This is a genomic window from Candidatus Competibacter phosphatis (genome assembly GCF_012939995.1).
In the GTDB taxonomy this organism is placed as follows: Bacteria; Pseudomonadota; Gammaproteobacteria; order Competibacterales; family Competibacteraceae; genus Competibacter; species Competibacter phosphatis.
This window is the reverse complement of the sequence record NZ_SPMZ01000070.1, coordinates 1-22,853: the sequence shown is the minus strand read 5'-3', so window position 1 is coordinate 22,853 and position 22,853 is coordinate 1. Positions and strand designations below refer to the sequence as shown.

The window sequence follows — 22,853 nt, the reverse complement described above, 5'->3', positions numbered from 1 at the left end:
CGAGACAGTGGGTCAGCCTTCGATATTGGGCGGCCAGTTTTCGGTGTCGATTTCCGAGGTCCATTTCAGGAAAGCCACCAGGTCATCCAATTGCTGGTCGGTGAAATGGAACTGCGGCATCTGCCGACGGCCCGGCACCTTGGTCGGTTGCGCCTGAATCCAAACCTTGATGAATGCTGGACCGCGCCGTTTGTAGACGTTGCCCAGTTCCGGCGCGAAGTAGGCGCCTTCGCCCAGGATGGTGTGGCAACCGACGCAATTGCGGGTTTCCCAGAGATGCTTGCCGCGCGCGACTTCCGGCGACGGGGTTTCGGTGGGAATCCGCCGCGAGATGCGTTGGTTGGTGTGAAAGGTGAGGGCGAGAAACAGCAGCACCGAAAACAGCGTGCCGCCGTAGAAGACGTTTCGCGCCATGGATTTGGTGAAGAATGCGCTCATGAGGACCTCTGTTCGGCAATGATGCGAGCCGCCCCACCGGAATTCGCATCGGGCGGGAACCCGTTTCATGTTCCGAAAATCGCGGCTCGCATTCCTTGATCCCGGTCAAGGAATTCCCCATCTGGTCCTCGCATAATCAAAAGCAATTTCATTGAGTGCAGGATTGGAACCATGGCTGTCATCACCCAGTTTCTCGCCGACGAACACCATTGTTGTGACGAAAGCTTCGCCACCGTCGAAGAGGCGGCCCAAACCGGTGACCTGGCTGGTTGTCGCCAGCGCTTCCAGCAGTTTCAAGCGGCCATGGAGCATCACTTTCAAAAGGAAGAGGCGGTGCTGTTTCCCGCCTTCGAACAGGCCACCGGCAACACCATGGGTCCGACGCAGGTGATGCGGTTGGAACACCAGCAAATGCGGCAGGCGCTGGCCGAGATGGCACAGGCGCTGGCCGGCGGTGACCTGGACGATTTGCTGGGTCAGTCGGAGACCCTGCTGATCCTGATGCAGCAGCACAACATCAAGGAAGAGCAGATTCTGTACCCGATGTGCGACCGAGCGCTGAGTGCCGCCGCCGGATCGGTGATCCAGGACATGCGGGATCTTCCGTTGGGCCAGCCGACATGAGCGCACCCGAAATCGTGGTGGATGGGCGAGGTTTGGAGCATCCAGAACCACTGGAACGGGTTTTAGCCGCCTTGGACCAGCTTCAACCCGGACAACGACTGCGGTTTCTGATTCACCGCCAACCGTATCCGCTCTACGACATTCTGAGCCGCCACCATTACGCCTACACGGTCGAGGCCCGCCCCGACGGCCATTTCGAAATTCTGATTTCGCCGCCATGATGACGGCCGGGCTTTCGCTGGAACAGGCGCCGCCATTCAACGTACCGCTACGGTTTTTCCTGACCGCGCCGCCGTTTCTGCTGCTGGCCGCCGGACTACTGCTGTGGCAAGGCCCGGACCTGTTCGCCAGTCGTTGGCTACCCGCCGCCCTCGCCCTGACCCATCTGTTGACCCTGGGTTTCATGGCGCAAGTCATGCTGGGCGCGCTGCTGCAAATCCTGCCGGTGGTGGTCGGCGTGGTGGTGCCTCGCCCGCGACTGACGGCGGCGCTGATTCACATTCCGTTGACCCTGGGCGCGCTGGTGCTGGCCACTGCGTTTCTTGGTGGTGGACCCACTTGGTTCCAAGCTGCCGCCGGTTTGCTCGGGCTGGGGTTTGGTGTCGCCCTGCTGGCGATCCATCTCGCCCTGTGGCGCGCGCCGGTGGTCGGGAGCACGGTCATCGCCCTGCGCTGTGCTCTGGGCGCTCTGCTGGTCACGGTCGTGCTCGGTGTGTTGCTAAGTGGTTTCTTGGCCTGGGGATGGCGATTGCCGGTGTTTGAGTTGACGCAACTGCACGCCACCTGGGGCTTGCTGGGCTGGACCGTGTTGCTGGTGACGGGAGTCGCCTATCAGGTCGTGCCGATGTTCCAGATCACCCCGCCCTACCCCACTTGGCTGAGTCGGGGATTCGCACCGTTGCTCGCCGTGCTACTGGCGGCGTGGTCGACATTCGTTTTGATCGGCTGGCGGGCGGCGGCGGGTTGGACGGGCGCGGCGTTGGCGGTGGGCGCCGTGCTGGTTGCCGTCGCGACGTTGTGGTTGTTGACTCGACGGCGCCGCAAGATCGGTGATCCCACGCTGAATTTCTGGCGTGCCAGCATGGCCAGCCTACTGGCGGGCGCGCTGCTATGGTTGCTGACGCCGTGGGTCTCCACGCTGGCGCAAGCCCCGCAAGTCGAGGTGCTGTTGGGAATCCTGTCGATCTTCGGCTTTGCGGTCGCCATGATCAACGGCATGTTGTACAAGATCGTGCCGTTTCTGGCCTGGTTCCATTTGCAGGCGCAACTGTTCCAACACGTAAAGGTGCCCAATATGAAGCAGTTGCTGCCGGATGCCTGTGTCCGACAGCAATGGTGGAGCTATCTGGCGGCGCTGTTGCTGCTGCTGGCCGCCGCCGTTCAACCTCGGCTGTTTGCCTATCCCGCCGCGCTGGCCGTGGGTGTGGCCGGCGGCTGGCTAGGTATTAACCTGTTGCGGGTTTGCAGGATTTATTATCGCGTATTGCGAAGCGGACCTCCTGGCGACCTGAACCGATGATCAGAGTTTTCCTCCCCTCGCGGGGGAGGTTGGCGGGATGAAGGTAGGCCCCAGCTAGCCTCCAGAAACGCACCTTAAGCTGAACCGCGCAAGTATTCCTGTTCGGGGTTTAACAACGCGGCGGCGAGTTGGTGGATGCCTTCGGCCTCGGCGCACTCCGAAATCTCTTCCCACGACGCGTCGCGATCGATGGCGGCGGCGGTCTCACTGCCGTTGGGTAACCGCGTGCGAAAGTCCCGGATGAACGCTTGGGTGATGACCCCGGGGTCGGTCGTGGCTTCGGGGCTTTCCTGAAACACTTCCTGTTGAGCTTCGAACAAGACGGTGGCGATCTCGTGAAGACCTTCCGCCTGCGCCTGATTGGCAATGTCCGCTAGGCTGGCGCCTTGATCGATCGCGGTGGCGGTTTGGCTGTGATCGGGTAGATCCTCTCGAAATGACTGGAGGATGTCGGTGAGGGTTTTCGTATCCATGGGGCAGACTCCTCTATGGAGGATGCGGCTGTTGTGGAGGCGGCGGAGCCGCCCCCAGTCAGACCGGTTGAGGAGAGAAGCAACCGGCGCGGCGCCGGAATCCGAACCCAGGAGAGGGGGCATGGGTTCCCGAGCAACGTCACCGAGAAGCCTTGCGGGATTACTGGTTAGGGTGGGGATGGGAGCGAAGATGGCCGGTGGAAAAAGCGATGGCCCTAAGCTTCGTGCTTCACGCTGACCTTGAGCCGGGCTCGATACTCCAGTACTTCACCATCATCGCTCAGGTTGACATCGAGGCGACCGACCTCCGCCACCCGAAGGTGCCGGATGGATTTAGCAGCCTCCATGATCGCGGCCTTCGCCGCTGCTTCCCAGCTCTCGGAGCTACTGCCGATGATTTCAATCACCTTATACGCGCTCATTGGTTCCTCCTGGGTGAATGGCTCGGTGTGAAAAACCACACCGGGCACGGTGAGGCTTCATGAGACATACCCACAGGGAAACGCGAGTTCCCATGTTCATGGTTTAGCTTAGCAATAGCCTTAATTCAAGGATAGTATTTGTTTTTTTTCCTAGCAGCCTGTCGGACTATCCACCAAGCACCGGGTAAAATGTCGTGTCGTCCGTGGAGCCCGAAATTATGAGCCGCTATCCGTCCGATAGACCGTCGGGGATGATCTCCAAGTTTGGAACACGACCCCGCTTCCGACTTCACCAACACTCTCAAGTCCGACAGGTTGCGGAGCGCAACCCGGCACACGCTCGCCGGGTTGCGGTGTCGCCTCGGAGCCAAGGTAGATGGATCCGTCACCACCGCTTTAAATCTGTGGGAACTATTGCGGAACAGTGGGTTATGGACCCGGTGCGGGTGCTAGCCCGGTTGCTGGCCACCGGCCGGTACTTTCAGGGCCAGATACAACGACCCGGTATCGCGTTTGATCAGCAGCGGCACTCGCTTGCCAGCCGGCAGCGTCTTGACCAGTTGTTGCAGTTGCGCGGCGTTCTTGATCGTCTGGTTGTTCAGACTCACCAGGATATCGCCGGCCTGCACGCCCGCTTCGGCGGCCATGCCCGGCCCGACTTGTTGCACCCGCACGCCGCCGTCGCCATCCGGCACGTCGGCCACCAACACGTTCAGGTGCGGCGTGCCGTCATTCGGCGTGTTGTTCAATGCGAGTTCGGTCTGGTCCTCATCCGGTAGCTGACCCAGTTTGACGGCGATGTCGCGCGTCTTGCCGTCGCGGATGATGGTCAGGTCCTTGTTGGCGCCGGGCTTGGTGGTTCCCACCAGTGGCGGCAAATCGGCGCTGTCGTTGATCGGTTTGCCGCCGTAGGCCGTGATGATGTCGCCCGCCTTCAAACCGGCGTTGGCGGCGGGGCTGTTTTCGGTCACATCCGCCACCAGCGCACCGCGCGGCTGCTCCAGCCCGAACGAGCGCGCCAGATCCTGGGTGACTTCCTGCAAGCTGATACCCAGCCAACCACGGGTGACGTGGCCGTCGTTCTTGAGTTGCGCGACCACATCCATCGCCACATCGGCCGGAATGGCGAACGACAGACCCATGTAACCACCGCTACGACTGAAGATCTGCGAGTTGATGCCCACCACCTTGCCGTTCAGATCGAACAGCGGTCCACCGGAATTGCCGGGGTTGATCGGCACGTCGGTTTGGATGAATGGTACGTAGGTGTCGTTCGGCAACGAGCGGCCCAAGGCACTGACGATGCCCTTGGTGGCGGTGCGCTCCAGTCCGAACGGCGCGCCGATGGCGAAGACCCATTGTCCCACCTTGAGATTGTCGGTGCCGCCGATGGTGACGGTCGGCAGGCCGCTGGCGTCAATCTTCAACAGCGCGATGTCCGAGCGTGGATCGCTGCCGATGACCTTGGCCGGAAATTCACGCTTGTCGTTCAGTTTGACCATGATCTTGTCGGCGTCGTCCACCACATGATGGTTGGTGACGATATAGCCGTCGGCGGAGATGATGAAGCCGGAACCCATGCCCTGGGTCGGCATGCCCTTGCTGCCCGGCGGGATGGGTGGCGTCGGGAAGTGTTTGAAGAACGGTGCGAGCGGGTTGTCGTCGTCATCCCGATCCGGCATGCCTCGTCCGCGCCAAACCGCAGTCGGTTGGGTCTTTCCAGTCACGCTGACGTTCACCACCGCCGCCGCGTTCTGTTCGACCAGGGCGCTGAAATCCGGCACGGTCATTTCCACTCGGGCCGGCGGGGTTACATCCAGCGCCAGCGCGGGCGATAGGGTGCAAGCCATCAAGGCCGTGCCCCCGGTCGCCAGCGCCACCGCCATCGCTAGTTTTTTGATCTTGCTGGGGAATTGCATTGTGTTTACCTCTCGCGCAATAAAAATAATCTATTCGATTTCGGGAGCGGATACATTCCGCTCCCATCGTTGCGCGCCATTGTCCCCGACAATACTTAAGGCAATCTTAAGGGTCCGAAGCGATCGAGCCGGATCGGCCGTGCTCCACGATTCATCGATCTGCCGACCCCGAATTCGGTGCAAGCGCGGTGGTGACGATCAACTTTTGAGGTCGCCGGTGTCCCCCACGGCGGAGGGATCTCGGGCCAAGTGTTGAGGCCACGGCCTTTCGATGGGGTATGTCGCGCGAACGAACTTCCACCGGCAAACCCGCTAAACTTCAAGGCCAACGATCCCGTTCAGTGCGTTTGAGCGCGATGACAACTGTTTACAAGGGTTGTCAACCGTTGCTGCAAGAGTCTCATGCGCAATGTCCGATTGTCGTTTGCCCAGGCACCGGCGTTACTGGCGAACGGTCCGCCGTCCACAACGGCCATGGCGATGAATGCGACGATTGGTTTCTCGTGCGGTGGCTCGACGACACTTCGACCAGACCTCAGGCACATCCCCGATAACCCATGGTCGAAGGTTCGATCATGGGTGTTGACCCATGATCCCAACCGACCTCAGGAGCATTGTTTATGCCTTCTACCTTGCTTACTCCCCACCAAAACCGCCGCCAGTTTCTGACCACTTTGCTGGTCGGTTCCAGCGTGCTGGCGTTCGGCGGTCTGCTCGGTTCACGCCCGGTGCGCGCCGCCGACGGCCCTTTCAAGCTGCCGCCGCTGCCCTACGCCGAAAATGCGCTGGAGCCGGTCATCTCGGCGCGTACCATCGGTTTTCACTACGGCAAGCACCATCAGGGCTACGTGAACAATCTCAACAAGTTGGTGACCGGCACCCCGCTGGCGGATCAGCCGCTGGAGGCGGTGGTCAAGGCCACCGCCAATCCCGACCAAACCGCGATCTTCAACAATGCCGCGCAAGTCTGGAACCACACTTTTTACTGGAATAGCCTGAAACCCAAGGGCGGCGGCAAGCCGACCGGCGCGCTGGCCGAGATGATCGACAAGTCGTTTGGCGGTTTCGAGCAGTTCAAGGCGGAATTCGCCAAGGCCGCCACCGGCCAGTTTGGCAGCGGTTGGGCCTGGTTGGTGAAGGACGGCGACAAGCTGGCGGTGGTCAAGACCGGCAATGCCGATAACCCTCTCGTGCATGGCCAGAAGCCACTGTTGACGGTCGATGTCTGGGAGCACGCCTACTATCTGGATTACCAGAACCGGCGTGCCGATTACGTGACCGCCGTGCTGGATGGTCTGATCAACTGGGATTTCGCCGCGCAAAACCTGGCTTCCTGAGGCTGGCCCGGACCGCTCCAGATCGAGCGGTTCGGGATGCCGCCGGGTGTTGCCGCGTTAACTTTGGGCGAGTTGATATATCGACCAACCGAAGGTGAAGGAATGTTTCAGTCGGCGCGAGAGATGCGAGTGATCTCGGCCCCAATCTGAAAGACCTGAGCCCGCTCCGCCGGTGCTCGACGCTGGGGAAGCACTGAGTAAGCGATACCTCATGGGTCGAATCCGATCGAACCGGTCGCAATCAGCACCCGCTTACCCGTCCACTTCACACGAAGGATTTTTACCATGCCGGGGCGGTATGGGAGCATAACCCTATGGAAATGGGATTTGGATACCGAATATCAGGCCCTCATTCGGCGCCCGATGGTCATCGAGTTTGCCAAGTGGTAGTCGTCAACCCCGTTTCGAAGAGAGTTCCCATGACGAAATCGACCTTACGCTATTGGAATGCCTTGGCCCCGGAAAACCAGGTACATTGGGCACCCATCACTGGTTTGGAGGACATGGCCGAGGAACTTACCTTGAGCAGCGATCCCCAAACCGGCGAATACACCCGCTTAACGCGTTTTCTGCCGGGAGCGGATACGTCGCCGTTTGGTGGAAAGACGCATACCTACCCAGAGGAGGTCTTCATCGTCAGTGGCCGGCTGTATGACCACGCCTTTGCGATGTGGCTGGAGGCGGGTCATTATGCGAGCCGTCCACCGGGCGAACTGCATGGGCCCTTCACGACCGATGTCGGGTGCGTGGTGTTGGAGATGTCGTTTCCTCAACGCAGTGACGATGCCGCTTGAGCCAGCGGTTAATCAATGCCTCGGCCTGATAGTGTTAACCGCTCATCAGCGACATGTTCCGCGCGGCCTTGAAAGTGGCGGCACTTGGCGATGCCGTGCACGAGTTCGCGGATCGTTTGCCCAGGCCACTAGAGGTCACCCCCCGAACAGAACCACAATTTGTTGCCCTCGCTATCGAGAAAACTGCCGACGTAATAGCCGCCATAGTCACTCACCGCATCGGCAATGACGATTTCACGAGCCTGCAGGGCCTCTTGAGTCGCCAGGGCATCGTCGACTTCGAGGGTGATCCGGGGGTTGGGAACGGCAGTCGGCGTTTGCCAGTCGGGTTTTAGCATCATGATCACCGACCCGAGCCACCACCCTACCCGTTCATCGCCTTCGTAAGCAGGCGTCAGTTCCAGCATCTCTTCATAGAATCGATTGGCGCGGTCCAGATCTTGGACCGCCAAGGCGATTACCTTCACCTGTCGCAACCCGAGTGGGGGTAAAAGTTCATTCATCGCAAAATCCTCCTCAAGTCACCCGAATTTCCACCGAGCTGGCGGTACGGCCGCGCGATGATCGCGGTCACCAATACTGTCCGACCAAACCGCTTTCGTCGGCGGCGTCACTGCAATTACGCGTTTCTCCTATTTGTTTCGACACTGACCGATGGGATAGGTCTCCATGGCATTGGCATGCGTCCGCTGAAGTTGGTGAGAGCCTTTCTCAGAAAGGGCCAGACTGTCCCCTGACTCCCTTCGTGATTGGACTCAACCGCATCCATTATGTTTTGGCCTGTGTGAGGGGGAAGCACACTTTCACATCCTCAACTACCCTGTTCATGGATGCATGGGTGATCGGAATGATTGCCTTACCTTCACTACAATAATGAGTAAGACAATGACCATGCGAATTTCCTTCTTTGCGATGCTGCTTTGCTGTTGTCTGGGAAGCAACTTGGCGTTGGCGCAAACGGTTTATACCTTTACGCCGGCTGGGGCGACAGGCACCGCGGGTCCAACCCAGGCCATGATCGACACGGCTTATGCGGGCACCAACCTCGATGGCCAGGTGACGAGCGTTGGCGGCATTCAAAACTGGGTGATACCCACTTCTGGCCCCTACTTGATAGAGGCGTTCGGCGGGCAGGGCTATGGTCCCTTTGGTGGCCGAGGCGCCCACATCGCTGGCGAGTTCAACCTGAATGCGGGCGATACGCTCAAGATCCTCGTCGGTCAAAGGGCGCCGCCTTACCTCAACTATCCATCAACGACCTATAACCACCAATTTGGCGGCGGCGGCGGCTCGTTTGTCACCATGACCGACAATACACCGCTGGTGGTGGCGGGTGGAGGCGGTGGAAGCCATGTCGCCTCTTATCTGGCCGCCAACGACGGGCAAATCACGACGAATGGCGCCGCCGGCGCGGCCGGAGTACTCATTGGGGCGGGTGGCACCGGGGGGTCTCGGCGGTCAGCAGGCCACCAGCGCGGATGGCGGTGGCGGATTGCTCGGGAATGGCAACGGCACTGCCGCCGGTCAGGCCTTTGTGAACGGGGGTCTCGGCGGTAGCGATGAAGGGCTCGGCGGATTCGGCGGTGGTGGGGGTACGAGTTCCTGGAACAATTACCGTGGCGGCGGCGGCGGCGGCTACAGTGGCGGTGGCGGCGGCAATAATGACAGTAACACAGCCTGCTGCGCGGCGGGCGGCGGCGGCGGTTCCTACAATGCGGGGACCAGCCCCGTCAACCTCGCGGGCGTGCAGTTGGGTGATGGCTTGGTGCGTATCACCTTCCTGGATCTCCCCCCCCTCAGCGGCCGCCAGGTCGATTCCGGTACTCACGCCACCGGGCCTGATCGCGATGCTGGTCTTGATGGCGTTCGGGGTCGCGGGCACGCTGCGTAAGCGGACGCGACGGTAAGCGAGGCGCGCGCCTTCCCCGACCGGCGGCCCTTTTCAGTTTCGCGAAACAACGCCAGCCAACGGCGTGCGCGGATCGATGTGGCGACGACATCATCGATGGAACAAGCCTTCAAGGAGCCGGCAATCATGCCGCGCCGCCGCCTGACAACTTTGCGGTGACCCCGCGATTTTGCCGTCTACTATTAATTCGTCGACGCGCCGCGCCGATGAACGAGCGCGAGTTGTACCCACTACGGGGCGACTTCGTCGTCCCGTACTCGCGTTACCGCTGCCCGGCTTCGTCCAAGTAAGTCCCCTGTTCTTGGATCGGCGGCGGCTCCGCTCCGTGCGGGACGACGCTCAACTCGCGCCCATTGGACTCCAAGCTAGGCCACTCGGGGAACAACACTTTATGGATACGCGATATGCGAACACGATCATCAACGTCGCGCGTGGAGAGGCGATACCCCCTCCCTACGGAAAGGTCAATGACTTCCTGACGGAACCGGGGGGCGATCCGAAGGTTCGCTACGGCTGGAAGCGGTTGAAGGAATATTTCGAGGTTGCGGCCCGGTATAACGACGGGCATTGGCGCATCCCAGGTTATCTGGATGGCGTGAAGCTCAAGAACAAGCGGATTCCGCAGCCGGGGCAAAGTGGGATTCAGTGGTGTGGCATCTTTGCCACCTGGGTCTGGATCAAGGCTGGTGTGCCGGGCGTCTACTGGGCATCGCCAGGGATCAAGGGGCCGGATGTCAAGATCATCGCCGGCTTCAAAGGCATTGGCCTGGGTGATATTGGCGTCCAGACGGGTGGCTTGGTCCACCATTTTATCATCAGCAAGCTCAACGACCCGCCGGATAAACCGGGAGCGACGGTCGAGACCATCAACGGGAACTCAACGTACCAAGGAATCACGACTATATCGAGACCGCTCTCGGCGTTCAGCTACTACTACACGCTCGACAGCGGGTTCTTTGGCGTTCTACAGAAGATGTATGGGGAGTAGGCGCCGTTCAAGAGCGTGAGTTGTACCCACTTTGGAGAGACTTCACCTCCGTACTCACGTTACCACCACCCTGCTTGGTCCAGGGAAGGCTCCTGTCCCTGGACCGGGCAGCGGCTCCGTTGCCTGTGCTCTCCTTGGGGCGGCCTTTTTCAGGCCCTCAAACTCAGTGATTGTTGCTTCTCAAACTTGCCACGCCGGCCCGGTAGTAGCTGAGTTCCTTATCTTTTGGCGAAGGCTCAATATGGATTCCAGTCAGTTCGTCTTGTTAGGTCACCAAGAGTTCCAAGAGGGGTCTGAGCAGACCTTTGCCCCGGATGCGGGTGTTGTGTACAAACTGAAAGAAGCCCAACGTGGAGTGGCAGTTTTTCTTGTGAAATGCCCCGATGGGGTCGCAACCACGAGCGCAACAACGACCAGAACCCCTCGGCGGTGTTGATGAACCTCGTAAAAGCCGTCGCCGTCGTCATCGTGGGCGTATTCGCCCCGACTGTGGCACACCGTCCGATGGTCGAAACCCCACTCTGGCAAGCGGCGGTAAATGTCGTATTCATCGGTATACACCCGGGTTCCCGGCGCGATGAACCGCTCGATCAGCGGCCGGATCGTGACCTGCCGGACGTTCTCCAGCATCCGGATCACCACCGCCCCGCCCCGCCCCGTTGGATCATCCTGAAAATCGGCGGCTTTTCGCTGTCCAGGGTGCCGCGCCCGCGTGCCCCCTTCAGCCGGCGCCGCCGACCCCGGTGGCCTTTTTTTTTCACTGCGTCCGGATGCCCTTTGTGACCGGCCACGACGTAGACTTCGTCGCACGCCACTGCCCCGACCAGGATCGGTTCGGGTTGGCGGGCGACGATCCCGTCCCGCAACTGCTCGGTCATGCGCTGAACGTCATCCGGGTTCAACCCCAACGCCTGGGCAATCTGGGCATTAGAAAGGTTCAAGCCCATGAAATACAGACACAAGATCCATACCCGTAACGGTTGATGACGCCCCGCCAACACCGTCTCGGTCAGATCGTAAAACGGCGATGGCAACGTTCACAATGATATTTCCGCCGCGCCGGTTGGGTGGTATCGCGACCCTGCTTCGTGATCTCCGCCGCGCCGCAGTGCGGACAACGGACCCCGTCGGGCCACCGCAACCGGCAAACGGTTTCGTAACACTTGACATCGTCCAGCAAATTTTGAAGGTTGATCATCGTTGGGGGGCTTGGGTCACGTCACGGTGGTTCGGAACCCGTACAGGGTAGCCCCCGCTCGCCGGCGGGGCGAGCCATCCTCAACAGTCTGGAATCCAGATTGAGCCAACATTAATTCGTTCTCTTGCTGACGTTATCCAGAACCGAGGCATTCAAGGCGCTGTTATTGTGGCTGGTGAGCGCCAGACCAACGTAAACGCTGGTCGCCATGCTGATAGTGGCCGAGCTGACCGGTGCCCAAGTGTTGCCATCCGCTGATTGATAGGCGGTGAAAGTGCTGCCGCTTCGGGTCAGCTTCACCCAGTAGGGAGCGCCGACCGCCGCGCCTGCGGTGTGATAGGACGTCCCTCCCGGCGTGGTTCGACGCTGAAACGCTACACCGTTACCCGCCGTGACCACCGCCATCGCGTGGCGGGCGTCGGCGTCCAGGCTCTCGCGGATCATCACCCCCGCCTTGGCCCAGGAATTCGTGTAGTCAATGCTGGCAACCCGCGCCACGATGGAGCCGTCACCGGTCATGGATTGAAAAACAAAGTGAAAAGCGTCGGCATTGTCCCAGATGTCGTCACCCGAGCCTTTCACGGTGAAGGCACCGCTGGCATAGCTGGCGCTGCCCGCCTGGCCTACGTTGCCGATGTCCATGTCGATCCACGGGCTTGGCAACGTTGCGGCGCCGATCGTCGTGCTTATCGTTTCATCCGGTCCCAAGTCGCTGGGGGTGTAATTCGCGTTGGGGGTCAGCACTAACTTGTCCAGTAGGGTACCGGACTCGCGCATCCACACATTAATAATATGTATACCGGGGTTGGTCACGTTGAGGGTGGCGATGGTGCCGCCTTGAGTCGTCTTGGACCACGCCCAACTTCCCTGCGGATTGAGTTGGCTCAGCCGTGCGGCGCTGGCAACTTCCTGCCCATCGAGACCAACATGCAGGGAATCGGAACTCCAGGAAGGACCAAGAGCGCGAATCCATACATAATGGGTACCGGTCTTAACGAAGTTCACCTGATAATCCAGCCGCGGGCTGGTAGCGGCGTAGTTGGTGTCGATACGGGTATTGTCTTCCGGCAGGGCCCGCAGAGCACTGGCGCCTGAATAGTTGCCGTAGCTGGTCGTCGCTTGCCAGGCATATCCACCCTGAGCTGTGTTACCGGTGAAATGCTCGGCTTCCATGACCACCAAGTTGGGAGCCACGCTACCTTGCTGGAATTTCCCTGCACTACTACCAGTACCAGTGTTGGAAGAGACCTTAATGTAGTCCTTTTGAGTTTTCGCATTACTACCGGCAGAGTTAGTAGTGGTGAGCTTGACGGTATAGGTCCCAGTGGTTGCGTAACTGTGTGAAGGATTCCGTTGAGTGCTGGGAGGGGTGCCGTCGCCGAAATCCCAGGACCAAGCTGTCACCGTTCCAGTGGAGGTATCGGTGAATTTCACCGTTAGCGGCGCTGTGCCCGAGGTAGGACTGGCGCTGAAATTAGCTACTGGCAACGATGACGTGGTCACCGAAATGCTCTGCGTTGTGGTGTCGCTACCGCCCGGACCGGTGACCTTGAGCGTAGCGGTGTAGCTGCCCGGCGTGTTGAAGGTTTTGATAACAGTCTTGGCCGTGTCGGTCGTGCCGTCGCTGAAGGTCCAGGCGCGGCTGCTGATGCTACCGGTCGAGGTATCGATAAGTGTCACCATCAATGGCGCCGTCCCCGAAGTAGGACTGGCGCTGAAACTAGCGGTCGGGGCTGCAATGGGTGTGCTGGTGACACCGATCGTTGTGCTCACTTCGTTGGAAAAACTGCTTTCGACGGTTCTGGTGGTATCGTAGGCCTTAACAGCGAAATAATATTTGGCACCGTCTCGGAGATTGACGACTGTATAAGTCGTTTGCTTGCCAACATCCACGCTTGATGAGTAGTTGCCGCTGGCCGTTCCGTAGGAAAGCTTATAACCCCCGAGCGTGGACTGGGTACTTGGATACCAAGCTAAATTGACTTGGCCAGCTTGAGCAATGGAAGTAAAGAAGAGTAGTGTGATAATTACCGCCACATGGGTCGCATTCAAAAAAAACACAAAAATTTATTGAACATGGAAGTAATTGACACATGGCTTTTCTGATGCGCAAACATACGCTTTGCTTCCCCTACATAAGTCGGTTCGTATCACTGATCATTGTTCAGTTTCCGAACTCTGGTTGCCGTGAATATAACAAAATCAAAACAATCCATGTATCAAATTTGGTTTTAATAGAAAAATCCACATCGGTTTGAAAGAAAAGTTGGTTCTTTAATCGGTTTCAATTCGATTTAATTTGTAAATAGCAATCAATCTCATGCTCTTCCAACTTATTGATCTTATATATTTTAAATTAGGCAGTTATCTGCCAATATTGTATTGGATGCTAGATATAAAGACCCTAACCTGAATCACTCCTGAATTACCACTAAAAAAAAAGTGGCTAATAGCCAATAGTACAACTGGGTGGCCAACAGAATAATTTCTGATTAAATAACTTGGTTATCAACCATCGATCGATTAACTTGAGAGTGATGACCCAATTGATTCGCAGGCAAATTGAAAGCTGGATCGCGCGACATAAAAAACGTGTGAGAATGATCGAGTTTTATGCCGTATTCACTGGCTCTTGAACGAAAGTCAGCGGCGGCAACGACCGGCACCTTGGGCGCAATCTGACCAAAACACTCCACATACCCCGCGTACCGAAATCCGGCAAAATCGATGCCCAGACCACACCGAGTATGGCGTTTACTGCTGTCGATTGGCATCGAGTCATGAGGGTTACCCCAAGCTTGGGCAGCGATGGAACTCACTATCGCTTTCCACGCCCCAAGCCATAAACTCGATCTGGAGGGCACAAACATGAACAAGCAAATATGGTTTTTGGTGACGCTGCTATTTTCCGTACCGGCATGGGCCGATCACGGCGACCCGCCGGTTCCCGGCGAGCCGCTGGTGATCGATGTACGTACGGCGGGAGAGTACCAGCAGGCCCATGTCCGCCAGGCGATCAACATCCCTTACAATGAAATCGCTAACCGCATCGCCGTTTTTGCACCGGAGCACGATGCCCGCATCGTGTTGTACTGCCGCAGCGGCCGCCGTTCCGGCATCGCCGAACAGACACTGCGGCAAATGGGCTACAGTCGAATCGAAAATCGAGGCAGTCTGAACGATATGCTGCGCGGCGGTTATCGGACCGATTGAGCACCATGGGAAGGAGCCAACACGAGCACCATTGTCACATTAATGCGTCATTTGCGCAGCGGACGGTTTGAAGTGGCAGTGGCTCGTCGCTCCCTATGAATCGCCGCCAGTTTCTGTGCTCGCTGACCGCCGTCGCCGGCGCGACCGGCGGCGCCTACGCTTGGCGACGGCTGGATTCACCCAAGACGCCGCCGCTGCCGGAAGGGGAAATCCTCGGCGCCTCCAATGTCTTGGGCCATCGTCTGCGCGCCGGTCAGTTCCCGGAATCCGGCGAGACGCTGAAGACACCGGTGGTCATCGTCGGTGGCGGTATTGCTGGGCTATCGGCCGGCTGGAAGCTGCAACAAGCCGGGTTTACCGATTTCGCAATCCTGGAACTGGAGTCCGAAGTTGGCGGCAACGCTCGCAGCGGTAAGAACGTCGTCACCGCCTACCCCTGGGGCGCGCACTATCTACCGTTTCCCACCCAGGAATCCCGCGCCGTACGCGAACTGCTGGCGGATTTCGGTGTGCTACGGGGCGATCCCAATGTGGCCGAACCGATCTACGACGAGCGTTTCATCAGCTTCGCGCCTCGGGAACGGCTGTACGCCAACGGCGTCTGGCACGATGGGCTATGGCCGCGAATCGGCGTCCGGCCGGATGAGCAGGCGCAGTTCCAGCGTTTCCAGGAGTTGATGGACGACTTTCAGCGCCGGCGCGGGGCGGACGGCCGCAAAGCCTTCGCCATTCCCATCGACTTCAGTGCCCGCGATCCCGATCTGCTGGCGCTGGATCGAATCTCCATGCGGGATTTTCTACTGCAACACCGGCTGGATGCCGAACCGCTGCATTGGTACGTCAACTACGCCTGCCGCGACGACTACGGTTGCCGTTACGACCAGACTTCAGCCTGGATGGGGATTCACTACTTCGCCAGCCGCGACGCCCGCGCCCGCGACGCCGATGAGGACGATGTGCTGACCTGGCCGGAAGGCAACGGCTGGCTGGTCCGGCGCCTGCGGGAACGGCTGGAACCGCACATCGTCACCGAATCCCTGGTTTTTCGATTGTCGGAGCTGGATCGGGCAGCGTTGGTGGACGCGTATCGGCCGCGCGAAAACCGCTCGGTACGGCGGTTGGCGCGGGCAGTGATCTGGGCGGCGCCAGTGTTTCAGGCGCCTCGGGTGTTCCGGGAACTCCCGGCCGAACTGCAAGCCGCCATCGGCGAATTCCAGTATGCGCCCTGGCTGGTGGCCAATCTCAGCCTGCGCGGCTTCCCCGAGGAGCGCCGGGGCGCGCCGCTGAGTTGGGATAACGTGCTGTACGACAGCGCCGCGTTGGGCTATGTGGTCGCCACTCACCAGCATCTGGCGGCGCATCAGGACCGGACCGTGTTCACCTGGTATTGCGCGCTGTGCGACGGCCCACCGGATCGCGAGCGGCAACACCTGCTGGAAACGCCGTGGGCAACATGGGCCGAGTGGATTTTGCGTGATTTGTCGAGACCGCATCCCGATATCCGGGAGCAAGTTGCCCGGCTGGACCTGATGCGCTGGGGCCATGCCATGGTCCGGCCTCGGCCCGGTTTCGTCTGGGGCGAGGCCCGTCAACGCCTGCTGAACACACGGGATCGAGTACTGTTTGCCAACTCCGATCTGAGCGGCTACTCGATCTTCGAGGAAGCGAATTATCGCGGGGTGCTGGCAGCGGAACAGGTGCTGGCATCGCTGGATATTCCTTTTACCTCTTCTCTCGTTTGAGCGTCGATCACGCTTCAATGACTGGGGCAGGTTCGCACGGCGCTCGGGCGGTTGAGGATGCGTTCCGCCCAGGCGCCGACCGCGGGAGGCGGCACGATCTCCATGAGCGGAAGGAACTGGACGAAGGGCGTATAGCAGACCTCCGCCAGGCTATACATCTCCGCGACCAGATATTCCCGACCCGCCAACGAACTCTCCAGGATCTCCAAGTGCTGCTCGATCTCCACCTTGGCCCGCGCCATTTCCGCAAGATTCCAGCGTTGCTCGGGCAAAAAGCGCTTGGGGAAAATGATCGTTCCAGTTTGCCGCGTCAGTTCCAGATCGCAAAGCTTCATGTGCATGTCGACCAAGGCACGACCGCGTGGATCGGCCGGCGCCAGCGGCGGCGATGGGTGGATCGCTTCCAGATAATTGAGGATGGCCGTCGATTCGTACAGGACAAAGTCATCCTCCACCAAGGTGGGAACCCGGCCATAGGGATTCAGCGCGCGGTAAGTCGGTTGATTGTGCTCGCGCGCGGCCATGTCGACCGGAATCAATTCGTGGGGAATCGCTTTTTCGATGAGCGTAATGAGAACGCGGCGAGTGAAAGTGGAGAGGGGGTGATAGTACAGTTTGAGCATGAGTCGGTTCTCCTGGTGGCGACTGAGCGAATTCCCGATACGGAACGGCCGGGATTAACAAGAAGTATAGGAACTCGACCCCCACCGAGAGCGAACCGAAATCGTCTATCGTGTGATCGCGCCGACGGATATCCGCTAAAGTTATCAATACGTTTCCGTATCGCCGACCGCTCGATCCTGACCCAACCGTGCGAGAGTCATAACATGAAAAACCGTCTCGACCCCAACCGCAAGATCGCCGTCCAGGTTTCCGAAGATTCCGAACTGGAGCTGCGTCTGAAACACATCATGGTACCGCCTGGTCACAAGATTTCCCTGCGCAAGGACTACGACCCCGAATTTACCGCCGGTTTCAAGGACAAGAAGGACGCCCGCAAAAAACTGGAGAAAAACATCGCCGAGCTGGCCGAGTATCAGGATATTCTCTACGCTCAGGATACCTACGCGCTGCTGCTCATCTTTCAGGCCATGGACGCCGCCGGCAAGGACGGAGCCATCAAGCATGTGATGTCCGGCGTCAACCCGCAGGGCTGCCAGGTGTACAGCTTCAAATCCCCCTCCGCCGAGGAGCTGGATCACGATTATCTATGGCGGACCAACAAGGTGATGCCGGAGCGCGGTCGGATCGGTATCTTCAACCGCTCCTATTACGAGGAAGTGCTGGTGGTTCGGGTTCACCCGGAACTGCTGGACCATCAGAAAATCCCGCCATCGGCCCGCGAGAATATCTGGAAACGCCGCCATGAGCAGATCAACAACATGGAACAGTATCTATCCGAAAATGGCGTCGTGATCCTGAAATTCTTTCTGAACGTCTCCAAGGAAGAGCAGAAGAAGCGCTTTCTGGAACGGATCGACCGGCCCGAGAAAAACTGGAAATTCTCGACCGCCGACGCCAAGGAACGGGCGTTCTGGGACAGCTACCAACAAGCCTACGAAGACTGCCTCAACCGTACCAGCACCGAATGGGCGCCGTGGTTCGTCGTTCCCGCCGATAACAAGTGGTTCACCCGGCTGACCGTCTCGGAAATCGTCGTGCGCACCCTGAAACGGCTGAACCTGCACTATCCCGAAGTCAGCGAGGAGCGGCGCCGGGAGTTGCTGGAAATCCGCAAGCTGCTGGAAGACGAAGCCTGAGCGCGAGAGGATACAACGACTTCATTTTGCGTTGCGGTCACGCTGCTGGTCGAGCCCGATCCCCCCAACGTTCTTGTAGCCAAGAGCGTTGGGGGGGATTTTTGTTATGGCGACCCGAACCCAACCACCTGCGACGCGATTGCCTTGGGATGCGATCTCAAGACAGGTGGGAAATGCCACCGATCCGGGCGGTACTCGAAATTTCCAGAGACCCCGCGATCAGGTTGATGCAGATGGAGAGAATGAGCAAGTTGAACACGAACGAAATGATCCCGTGCAGCATCGTCATCCAGCGCATGTCGCGGGAGCTGATCCCGACATCGGACACGCTGCTGGTCATGCCGATAAAAAAAGGCGAACAGCATGAAGTCGAGATAATCGGGAGGGGAGTGCGCGTGAAAACGCAGGCCGCGATCGCCGTCACGCTCGTTGCGGTAGTAGCGGGCGGCGTAGCGAAAGCCGAAATCAGTATGCAACACCATCCATGCACAGGCCACGGTCACGAGCGCCAGCCCAACATGCCAGCCGCGGGACAAGGCACTATCGTAAAGGGGTTGATGGATCATCATGACCCCCGCCGCCGCGCTGGCACAGGCCGCGACCAGCACGACCCAAAAGAGCGCAAGACCGGCCGGTGTCTTGCGTAATACCCGGCGCCGGGTTCTTGCCGAATCCAGCAAGACCACGATAAGCCACGACAGGGCTAGATAAGCCAGCACTCCGGCGTCCCAGGAAACCAGCCAACGCGCCTCGCCTCTCACCCGTCCTCCAGTGACCTCGGCGACCAACGCCAACACGGCGGTACTCAGCACCATCAAATGGCCGGGGCCGAGTCGAACGGCCCAAATCGAAGTCAAGCGTAGCAGCTTGCTCACAACAGACAACTTGCCAAACATTCCAGTGCTCCGATGGCGGCGCGAAGTTCTTGCTCGCTTAGGGGCGCCAACCGACGCGCCAGTTCCGTCTGCCATAAATCAGTCACTTCCGCCACGACTCTCTCTCCATCCACCGTGACCACCAGCGACACCCACCGATGATTTTCGGGCGGTTCGCCAGTATCGATGCGCTGGGTCCCGCGATGGTCAAGCGTCCCGCCAACTGTCCAGCGTCGATGCCGACTGGCGCAACACATGAGTGTTGAGGTTGTCCATCTCAAGATCACCCGCCCGGTACACGACCGATAGGCGGTATTAGCGCACCCGCTATTGGAAAATCCATGGACCCTTCCACCGTTAAACGTTATCTACCCTGGGTCGTCGCGACCGCCCTATTTATGGAGCAACTCGACTCCACCATCGTCAACACCGCGATTCCGGCGATGGCGGCGAGCCTGCAAGTGACGCCGCTGAGTCTGAAAGCCGTCGTGACCAGCTACATCCTGAGCCTGGCCGTCGGGATTCCGGTCAGTGGCTGGATGGCGGATCGATTCGGCACTCGACAGGTGTTTGGCGTCGCGGTGGCGGTCTTCACGGCTTCCTCGATTCTGTGCGGTCTGGCCGTCAATGCCCCGATGCTGGTGGTCGCGCGCGTGCTGCAAGGCATTGGCGCGGCGATGATGATGCCGGTGGGCCGACTCACGATCATTCGCACGTTTCACAAATCGGAACTGCTGATGGCGATGAACTTCGTCATCATCCCGGCATTGATCGGGCCGTTGCTCGGTCCCACGGTGGGCGGCCTCATCGTCCATTGGTTGTCGTGGCGCGAAATCTTCTTCGTCAACGTACCGGTGGGCCTGATGGCGCTGCTGCTGGTGCATCGCTACATGCCGGATTATCACGGCGATGCGCCGCGCCCCCTGGATCTGATCGGTCTGCTCTTGTTCGGCACCGGTACCGCGTTGCTGTCCTGGCTGTTGGAAATCTTTGGCGAGCACAACATCGACCCGGCTTCGTTGGCTGTGCTGTTCCTGTTGTCCATCGGTCTGCTGGCCGCCTACGGTTGGCATGCCCGCCAGGCGCCTTATCCTTTGCTGCGCCTCGCATTGTTTCGGGTACGTACCTTCCGGGTTTCGGTCGTCGGCGGCTTCATCACCCGGTTGGGCATGGGTGGGCTGCCGTTTCTGCTGCCCTTGCTCTATCAACTGGGTCTGGGCCTGCCCGCCTGGCAGTCGGGCCTATTAATGATGCCTACCGCCGCCGCCGCCATGGGCATGAAACTCATCTCCGCATGGGTGCTGAGGCGTTACGGGTATCGGCAGGTATTGGTTGTGAATACGGTCATGATCGGACTCACCATCAGCCTCTTTGCACAGGTGAACGAGGACACGCCGATTGCACTGATCGTGCTTCTGGGGCTGGCGCAGGGCTTTTTTCAACTCGCTGCAATTTTCCAGCATGAATTCGATGGCTTACGCCGACATCGAGACGTCCGATTCGAGTATGGCCAGCACCATCGCCAGCTCGCTGCAACAACTGTCGATGAGCTTCGGCCTGGCCTGCGGGTCGCTGGTGGCTGCCTGGTATCTGGGTGACTTGCCTCAAACCGATCGCGTGGCGGTCACCCAGGCGCTGCACCACGCCTTCCTGACCCTGGGGGGCCTGACCATCCTGTCATCGCTGTCGTTCTGGACGCTGCGCTCCGAAGATGGCGAAAGCGTCAGTCGGGGAACCCTGCGCGAGGCGTGACGCGCATGCCACGAGGGACCAGATTGCCGATACCTTGCACCGCCCGGCAATCGGTCCATTACCCTTCCGCCGGCGTCTCGCCCGGATTCTCGGCGCTGAACACCCCGGTGCGGTAATCGTAGGCGAACAGTTCGGCATAGCGGCCCCAATCGACGATCGCCTGCAACACCCGCTTGGCCTCGTCTTCGGTCAGGAAATCCTCCAGCTCGCGCAAAAAGCGGCTCTCCGGCGCGCGCTGGCCGGGCCGTTCGTCGATCACCCGGCAGATATGGCCGGCCAGCGGCACCCGCTTCAGCAAATGCTCGCCAAAGATGATCTTGCGGTGCTGGATGTCGGCGGCCAGGAACGCTTCGCCGTGCCGGGTCAGCCGGATATCGCCACCGGCGGTCTGGGCCAAATCCAGCAACTGCAACGCTTCGACGATCGGAAACAGGTCGTCCACCTTCAGCTCCAGCGCATTGGCCAGCGCCGACAGGTTAACCAGCCCCTGATAGACCGGATGGTTGATTTCGTCCAACGCCCCCAACAACTGGGCGACGTGCGCCGACGGCAAGCGGTGGCCGATGCCGCTGGCTCGCGGCTCGCCCGCCGCCGTGGTCATGATCTCGTAAACCCGCTCCACCAGCCGCCGAAACACCGGCGCCGTGTAATCACGAGGGTGCTTGAGGGTAATCGGCAGTTCCGCCTTCACCCGCCCCGGATTGCTGTCCAGAATCACGATCCGGTCGGCGATCATCAGCACCTCCTCGATGCTGTGCGACACCATCAGGATGGCGCGGGTCGGGATCTGCCGTTCCAGCCACAGATCCAACAGGTCGCCGCGCAAAGTCTCCGACGTCGGTACGTCCAGCGCCGAGAACGCCTCATCCATCAAAAGGACGTCGGGGTTGACCACCAGGGCGCGGGCAAAACCGACCCGCTGACGCATGCCGCCGGACAGTTCCTTGGGATAGGCCGATTCGAAGCCGTCCAGCCCGATCATGTCGATCGCCGCCAATGCTCGCCGCCGCCGTTCCGCCTCTGGCACGCCCTGCGCCTCCAGCCCCAGTTCCACGTTTTCCAGCACCGTCAACCACGGAAACAGGCCGAAAGTCTGGAACACCATACTGATGCCCGCCACCGGCCGGGTCACCGGCTGACCCCGATACAGCACTTGGCCGGCGCTGGCCGGGGTCAGCCCACAAACGATCCGCAGCAGCGTGGATTTACCGCCGCCGGAACGGCCCAACATGGCCACGATTTCGCCGGAACGCAGGCTGAAATCGATGTCCTTGAGCACCACGATGTCGTCGGCGCGATCGGCGGTGCCAAAGCGTTTACTCACCTGGCGCAATTCGATCAGGGTTTCGGCGTCGCTCACGAGACTCTCCTCAATCCAAGGCCAGACGCTGCTGGGCGAAGGTGTACAGGCGTTTCCAGAGCAGGCGGTTGAACAGCACCACGTAAAAGCTCATCACGGCGATACCCAATGCCACCCGTGGATGATCGCCCTGGACGGTCTGCTGGGCGATGTAGGCGCCAAGACCGCTGGCCGTCAGGGTCGTCGAACCCCAACTGGCGACTTCGGCCACCACGCTGGCGTTCCAGGCACCGCCCGAGGCGGTCAGGCCGCCGGTCAGATAGGACGGGAACACCGCCGGCAACAGTACCCGCCGCCACAACAAGCAACCCCGCAAACTCAGATTGGCGGCAGCTTCCCTGAGGTCACTGGGCAGGGCGGCGGCCCCGGCGATGACATTGAACAGGATGTACCATTGCGTACCCAGGATCATCAGCGGACTGAGCCAGATTTCCGGGTTGAGCCGGTGGACGACAATGAACGACACCACGACTGGAAACAGCAAGTTGGCGGGAAACGCCGACAGGAACAACGCCAAGTGGCTGGATACG

The 22,853-nt window shown here is 59.8% G+C and carries 23 protein-coding genes and 2 pseudogenes; 10 read left to right on the top strand and 15 right to left on the bottom strand.

The annotated features are described in order from the left end of the window. Positions 1 to 12 precede the first annotated feature (12 nt). Positions 13 to 438, bottom strand: a complete 426-nt coding sequence (locus tag E4P82_RS18270; RefSeq protein WP_169250218.1) for a c-type cytochrome — start codon at positions 436 to 438, stop codon at positions 13 to 15. 171 nt (positions 439 to 609) lie between these two features. On the opposite strand from E4P82_RS18270, the gene E4P82_RS18265 reads away from it, so the two are divergent. The 3 genes from E4P82_RS18265 to E4P82_RS18255 are packed head-to-tail and all read left to right on the top strand — an operon-like array spanning position 610 to position 2,581. After that, positions 610 to 1,062 (top strand): hemerythrin domain-containing protein, encoded by a 453-nt coding sequence (locus E4P82_RS18265; RefSeq protein ID WP_169250217.1) that lies wholly within the window; start codon positions 610 to 612, stop codon positions 1,060 to 1,062. Beyond that, positions 1,059 to 1,283, top strand: coding sequence for a DUF2249 domain-containing protein (locus E4P82_RS18260; protein WP_169250216.1), 225 nt, complete (start codon positions 1,059 to 1,061; stop codon positions 1,281 to 1,283). The genes E4P82_RS18265 and E4P82_RS18260 overlap by 4 nt, the downstream gene beginning before the upstream one ends. Then, positions 1,280 to 2,581, top strand: a complete 1,302-nt coding sequence (locus tag E4P82_RS18255; protein WP_169250215.1) for a hypothetical protein — start codon at positions 1,280 to 1,282, stop codon at positions 2,579 to 2,581. Before E4P82_RS18260 ends, E4P82_RS18255 begins: the two co-directional genes overlap by 4 nt. A gap of 74 nt (positions 2,582 to 2,655) precedes the next feature. On the opposite strand, the gene E4P82_RS18250 is transcribed toward E4P82_RS18255, so the two are convergent. The 3 genes from E4P82_RS18250 to E4P82_RS18240 all read right to left on the bottom strand — a co-directional run bounded on the left by E4P82_RS18250 (position 2,656) and on the right by E4P82_RS18240 (position 5,395). After that, on the bottom strand, positions 2,656 to 3,054 hold the full coding sequence (locus E4P82_RS18250; protein WP_169250214.1) for a hypothetical protein: 399 nt from the start codon (positions 3,052 to 3,054) through the stop codon (positions 2,656 to 2,658). A gap of 215 nt (positions 3,055 to 3,269) precedes the next feature. Further along, complete coding sequence (locus tag E4P82_RS18245) at positions 3,270 to 3,476, bottom strand: dodecin family protein (RefSeq protein ID WP_169250213.1); 207 nt, start codon at positions 3,474 to 3,476, stop codon at positions 3,270 to 3,272. 449 nt (positions 3,477 to 3,925) lie between these two features. Further along, positions 3,926 to 5,395 carry a DegQ family serine endoprotease gene (locus E4P82_RS18240; protein ID WP_246327700.1) on the bottom strand — a complete coding sequence of 490 codons (1,470 nt, stop codon included), beginning with the start codon at positions 5,393 to 5,395 and terminating at the stop codon, positions 3,926 to 3,928. 620 nt (positions 5,396 to 6,015) lie between these two features. Here E4P82_RS18240 and E4P82_RS18235 point away from each other — a divergent pair. Both E4P82_RS18235 and E4P82_RS18230 read left to right on the top strand, forming a co-directional pair. Next, entirely contained in the window at positions 6,016 to 6,732 is a 717-nt protein-coding gene (locus E4P82_RS18235) for a superoxide dismutase (RefSeq protein WP_169250212.1), read from the top strand. Between the two features lie 419 nt (positions 6,733 to 7,151). After that, positions 7,152 to 7,526 carry a cupin domain-containing protein gene (locus E4P82_RS18230; protein ID WP_169250211.1) on the top strand — a complete coding sequence of 125 codons (375 nt, stop codon included), beginning with the start codon at positions 7,152 to 7,154 and terminating at the stop codon, positions 7,524 to 7,526. 128 nt (positions 7,527 to 7,654) lie between these two features. Here E4P82_RS18230 and E4P82_RS18225 read toward each other — a convergent pair whose 3' ends face one another. The 3 genes from E4P82_RS18225 to E4P82_RS22950 form a co-directional block, all read right to left on the bottom strand. Next, a complete protein-coding gene (locus E4P82_RS18225; protein ID WP_169250210.1) occupies positions 7,655 to 8,029 on the bottom strand; it encodes a VOC family protein in 375 nt (124 codons plus the stop codon). Between the two features lie 265 nt (positions 8,030 to 8,294). Continuing rightward, the gene (locus tag E4P82_RS22420) at positions 8,295 to 8,750 is read right to left on the bottom strand and encodes a hypothetical protein (protein ID WP_246327699.1); all 456 of its coding nucleotides are present in this window, start codon (positions 8,748 to 8,750) and stop codon (positions 8,295 to 8,297) included. A 199-nt stretch (positions 8,751 to 8,949) separates the two neighbouring features. Next, positions 8,950 to 9,408: a hypothetical protein gene (locus tag E4P82_RS22950; protein ID WP_281383725.1), complete on the bottom strand. Its 459-nt coding sequence runs from the start codon at positions 9,406 to 9,408 to the stop codon at positions 8,950 to 8,952. A 418-nt stretch (positions 9,409 to 9,826) separates the two neighbouring features. On the opposite strand from E4P82_RS22950, the gene E4P82_RS18210 reads away from it, so the two are divergent. Next, positions 9,827 to 10,423 (top strand): hypothetical protein, encoded by a 597-nt coding sequence (locus tag E4P82_RS18210; protein ID WP_169250207.1) that lies wholly within the window; start codon positions 9,827 to 9,829, stop codon positions 10,421 to 10,423. A gap of 265 nt (positions 10,424 to 10,688) precedes the next feature. On the opposite strand, the pseudogene E4P82_RS18205 reads toward E4P82_RS18210, so the two are convergent. The 3 genes and pseudogenes from E4P82_RS18205 to E4P82_RS18195 form a co-directional block, all read right to left on the bottom strand. Then, positions 10,689 to 11,621, bottom strand: a pseudogene (locus E4P82_RS18205) (IS1595 family transposase). A 111-nt stretch (positions 11,622 to 11,732) separates the two neighbouring features. Then, positions 11,733 to 13,673 carry a PKD domain-containing protein gene (locus E4P82_RS18200; protein ID WP_169250206.1) on the bottom strand — a complete coding sequence of 647 codons (1,941 nt, stop codon included), beginning with the start codon at positions 13,671 to 13,673 and terminating at the stop codon, positions 11,733 to 11,735. Positions 13,674 to 14,113: 440 nt separating this feature from the next. Next, positions 14,114 to 14,440 carry a hypothetical protein gene (locus E4P82_RS18195; protein ID WP_169250205.1) on the bottom strand — a complete coding sequence of 109 codons (327 nt, stop codon included), beginning with the start codon at positions 14,438 to 14,440 and terminating at the stop codon, positions 14,114 to 14,116. A gap of 49 nt (positions 14,441 to 14,489) precedes the next feature. Here E4P82_RS18195 and E4P82_RS18190 point away from each other — a divergent pair, with 49 nt between their 5' ends. Together E4P82_RS18190 and E4P82_RS18185 are read left to right on the top strand one after the other, a co-directional pair. After that, positions 14,490 to 14,834 carry a rhodanese-like domain-containing protein gene (locus E4P82_RS18190; protein WP_169250204.1) on the top strand — a complete coding sequence of 115 codons (345 nt, stop codon included), beginning with the start codon at positions 14,490 to 14,492 and terminating at the stop codon, positions 14,832 to 14,834. Positions 14,835 to 14,929: 95 nt separating this feature from the next. Then, positions 14,930 to 16,576 (top strand): NAD(P)-binding protein, encoded by a 1,647-nt coding sequence (locus E4P82_RS18185; RefSeq protein ID WP_169250203.1) that lies wholly within the window; start codon positions 14,930 to 14,932, stop codon positions 16,574 to 16,576. A gap of 14 nt (positions 16,577 to 16,590) precedes the next feature. Here E4P82_RS18185 and E4P82_RS18180 read toward each other — a convergent pair whose 3' ends face one another. Then, positions 16,591 to 17,199, bottom strand: coding sequence for a glutathione S-transferase family protein (locus E4P82_RS18180; protein ID WP_169250202.1), 609 nt, complete (start codon positions 17,197 to 17,199; stop codon positions 16,591 to 16,593). 288 nt (positions 17,200 to 17,487) lie between these two features. Here E4P82_RS18180 and E4P82_RS18175 point away from each other — a divergent pair, with 288 nt between their 5' ends. Continuing rightward, on the top strand, positions 17,488 to 18,336 hold the full coding sequence (locus E4P82_RS18175) for a polyphosphate kinase 2 family protein (protein WP_246327702.1): 849 nt from the start codon (positions 17,488 to 17,490) through the stop codon (positions 18,334 to 18,336). 104 nt (positions 18,337 to 18,440) lie between these two features. Here E4P82_RS18175 and E4P82_RS23995 read toward each other — a convergent pair whose 3' ends face one another. Continuing rightward, a complete protein-coding gene (locus E4P82_RS23995) occupies positions 18,441 to 19,232 on the bottom strand; it encodes a DUF1345 domain-containing protein (protein WP_169250200.1) in 792 nt (263 codons plus the stop codon). Beyond that, on the bottom strand, positions 19,208 to 19,468 hold the full coding sequence (locus E4P82_RS18165) for a hypothetical protein (RefSeq protein WP_169250199.1): 261 nt from the start codon (positions 19,466 to 19,468) through the stop codon (positions 19,208 to 19,210). The genes E4P82_RS23995 and E4P82_RS18165 overlap by 25 nt, the downstream gene beginning before the upstream one ends. 84 nt (positions 19,469 to 19,552) lie before the next feature. On the opposite strand from E4P82_RS18165, the pseudogene E4P82_RS18160 reads away from it, so the two are divergent. Next, positions 19,553 to 20,963: pseudogene (locus E4P82_RS18160) on the top strand (DHA2 family efflux MFS transporter permease subunit). 58 nt (positions 20,964 to 21,021) lie between these two features. On the opposite strand, the gene E4P82_RS18155 reads toward E4P82_RS18160, so the two are convergent. Together E4P82_RS18155 and E4P82_RS18150 are read right to left on the bottom strand one after the other, a co-directional pair. After that, positions 21,022 to 22,323: an ABC transporter ATP-binding protein gene (locus tag E4P82_RS18155; protein WP_169250198.1), complete on the bottom strand. Its 1,302-nt coding sequence runs from the start codon at positions 22,321 to 22,323 to the stop codon at positions 21,022 to 21,024. A gap of 10 nt (positions 22,324 to 22,333) precedes the next feature. Then, a partial coding sequence (locus tag E4P82_RS18150) for an ABC transporter permease subunit (protein ID WP_169250197.1) occupies positions 22,334 to 22,853 on the bottom strand: 520 nt, incomplete at its 5' end.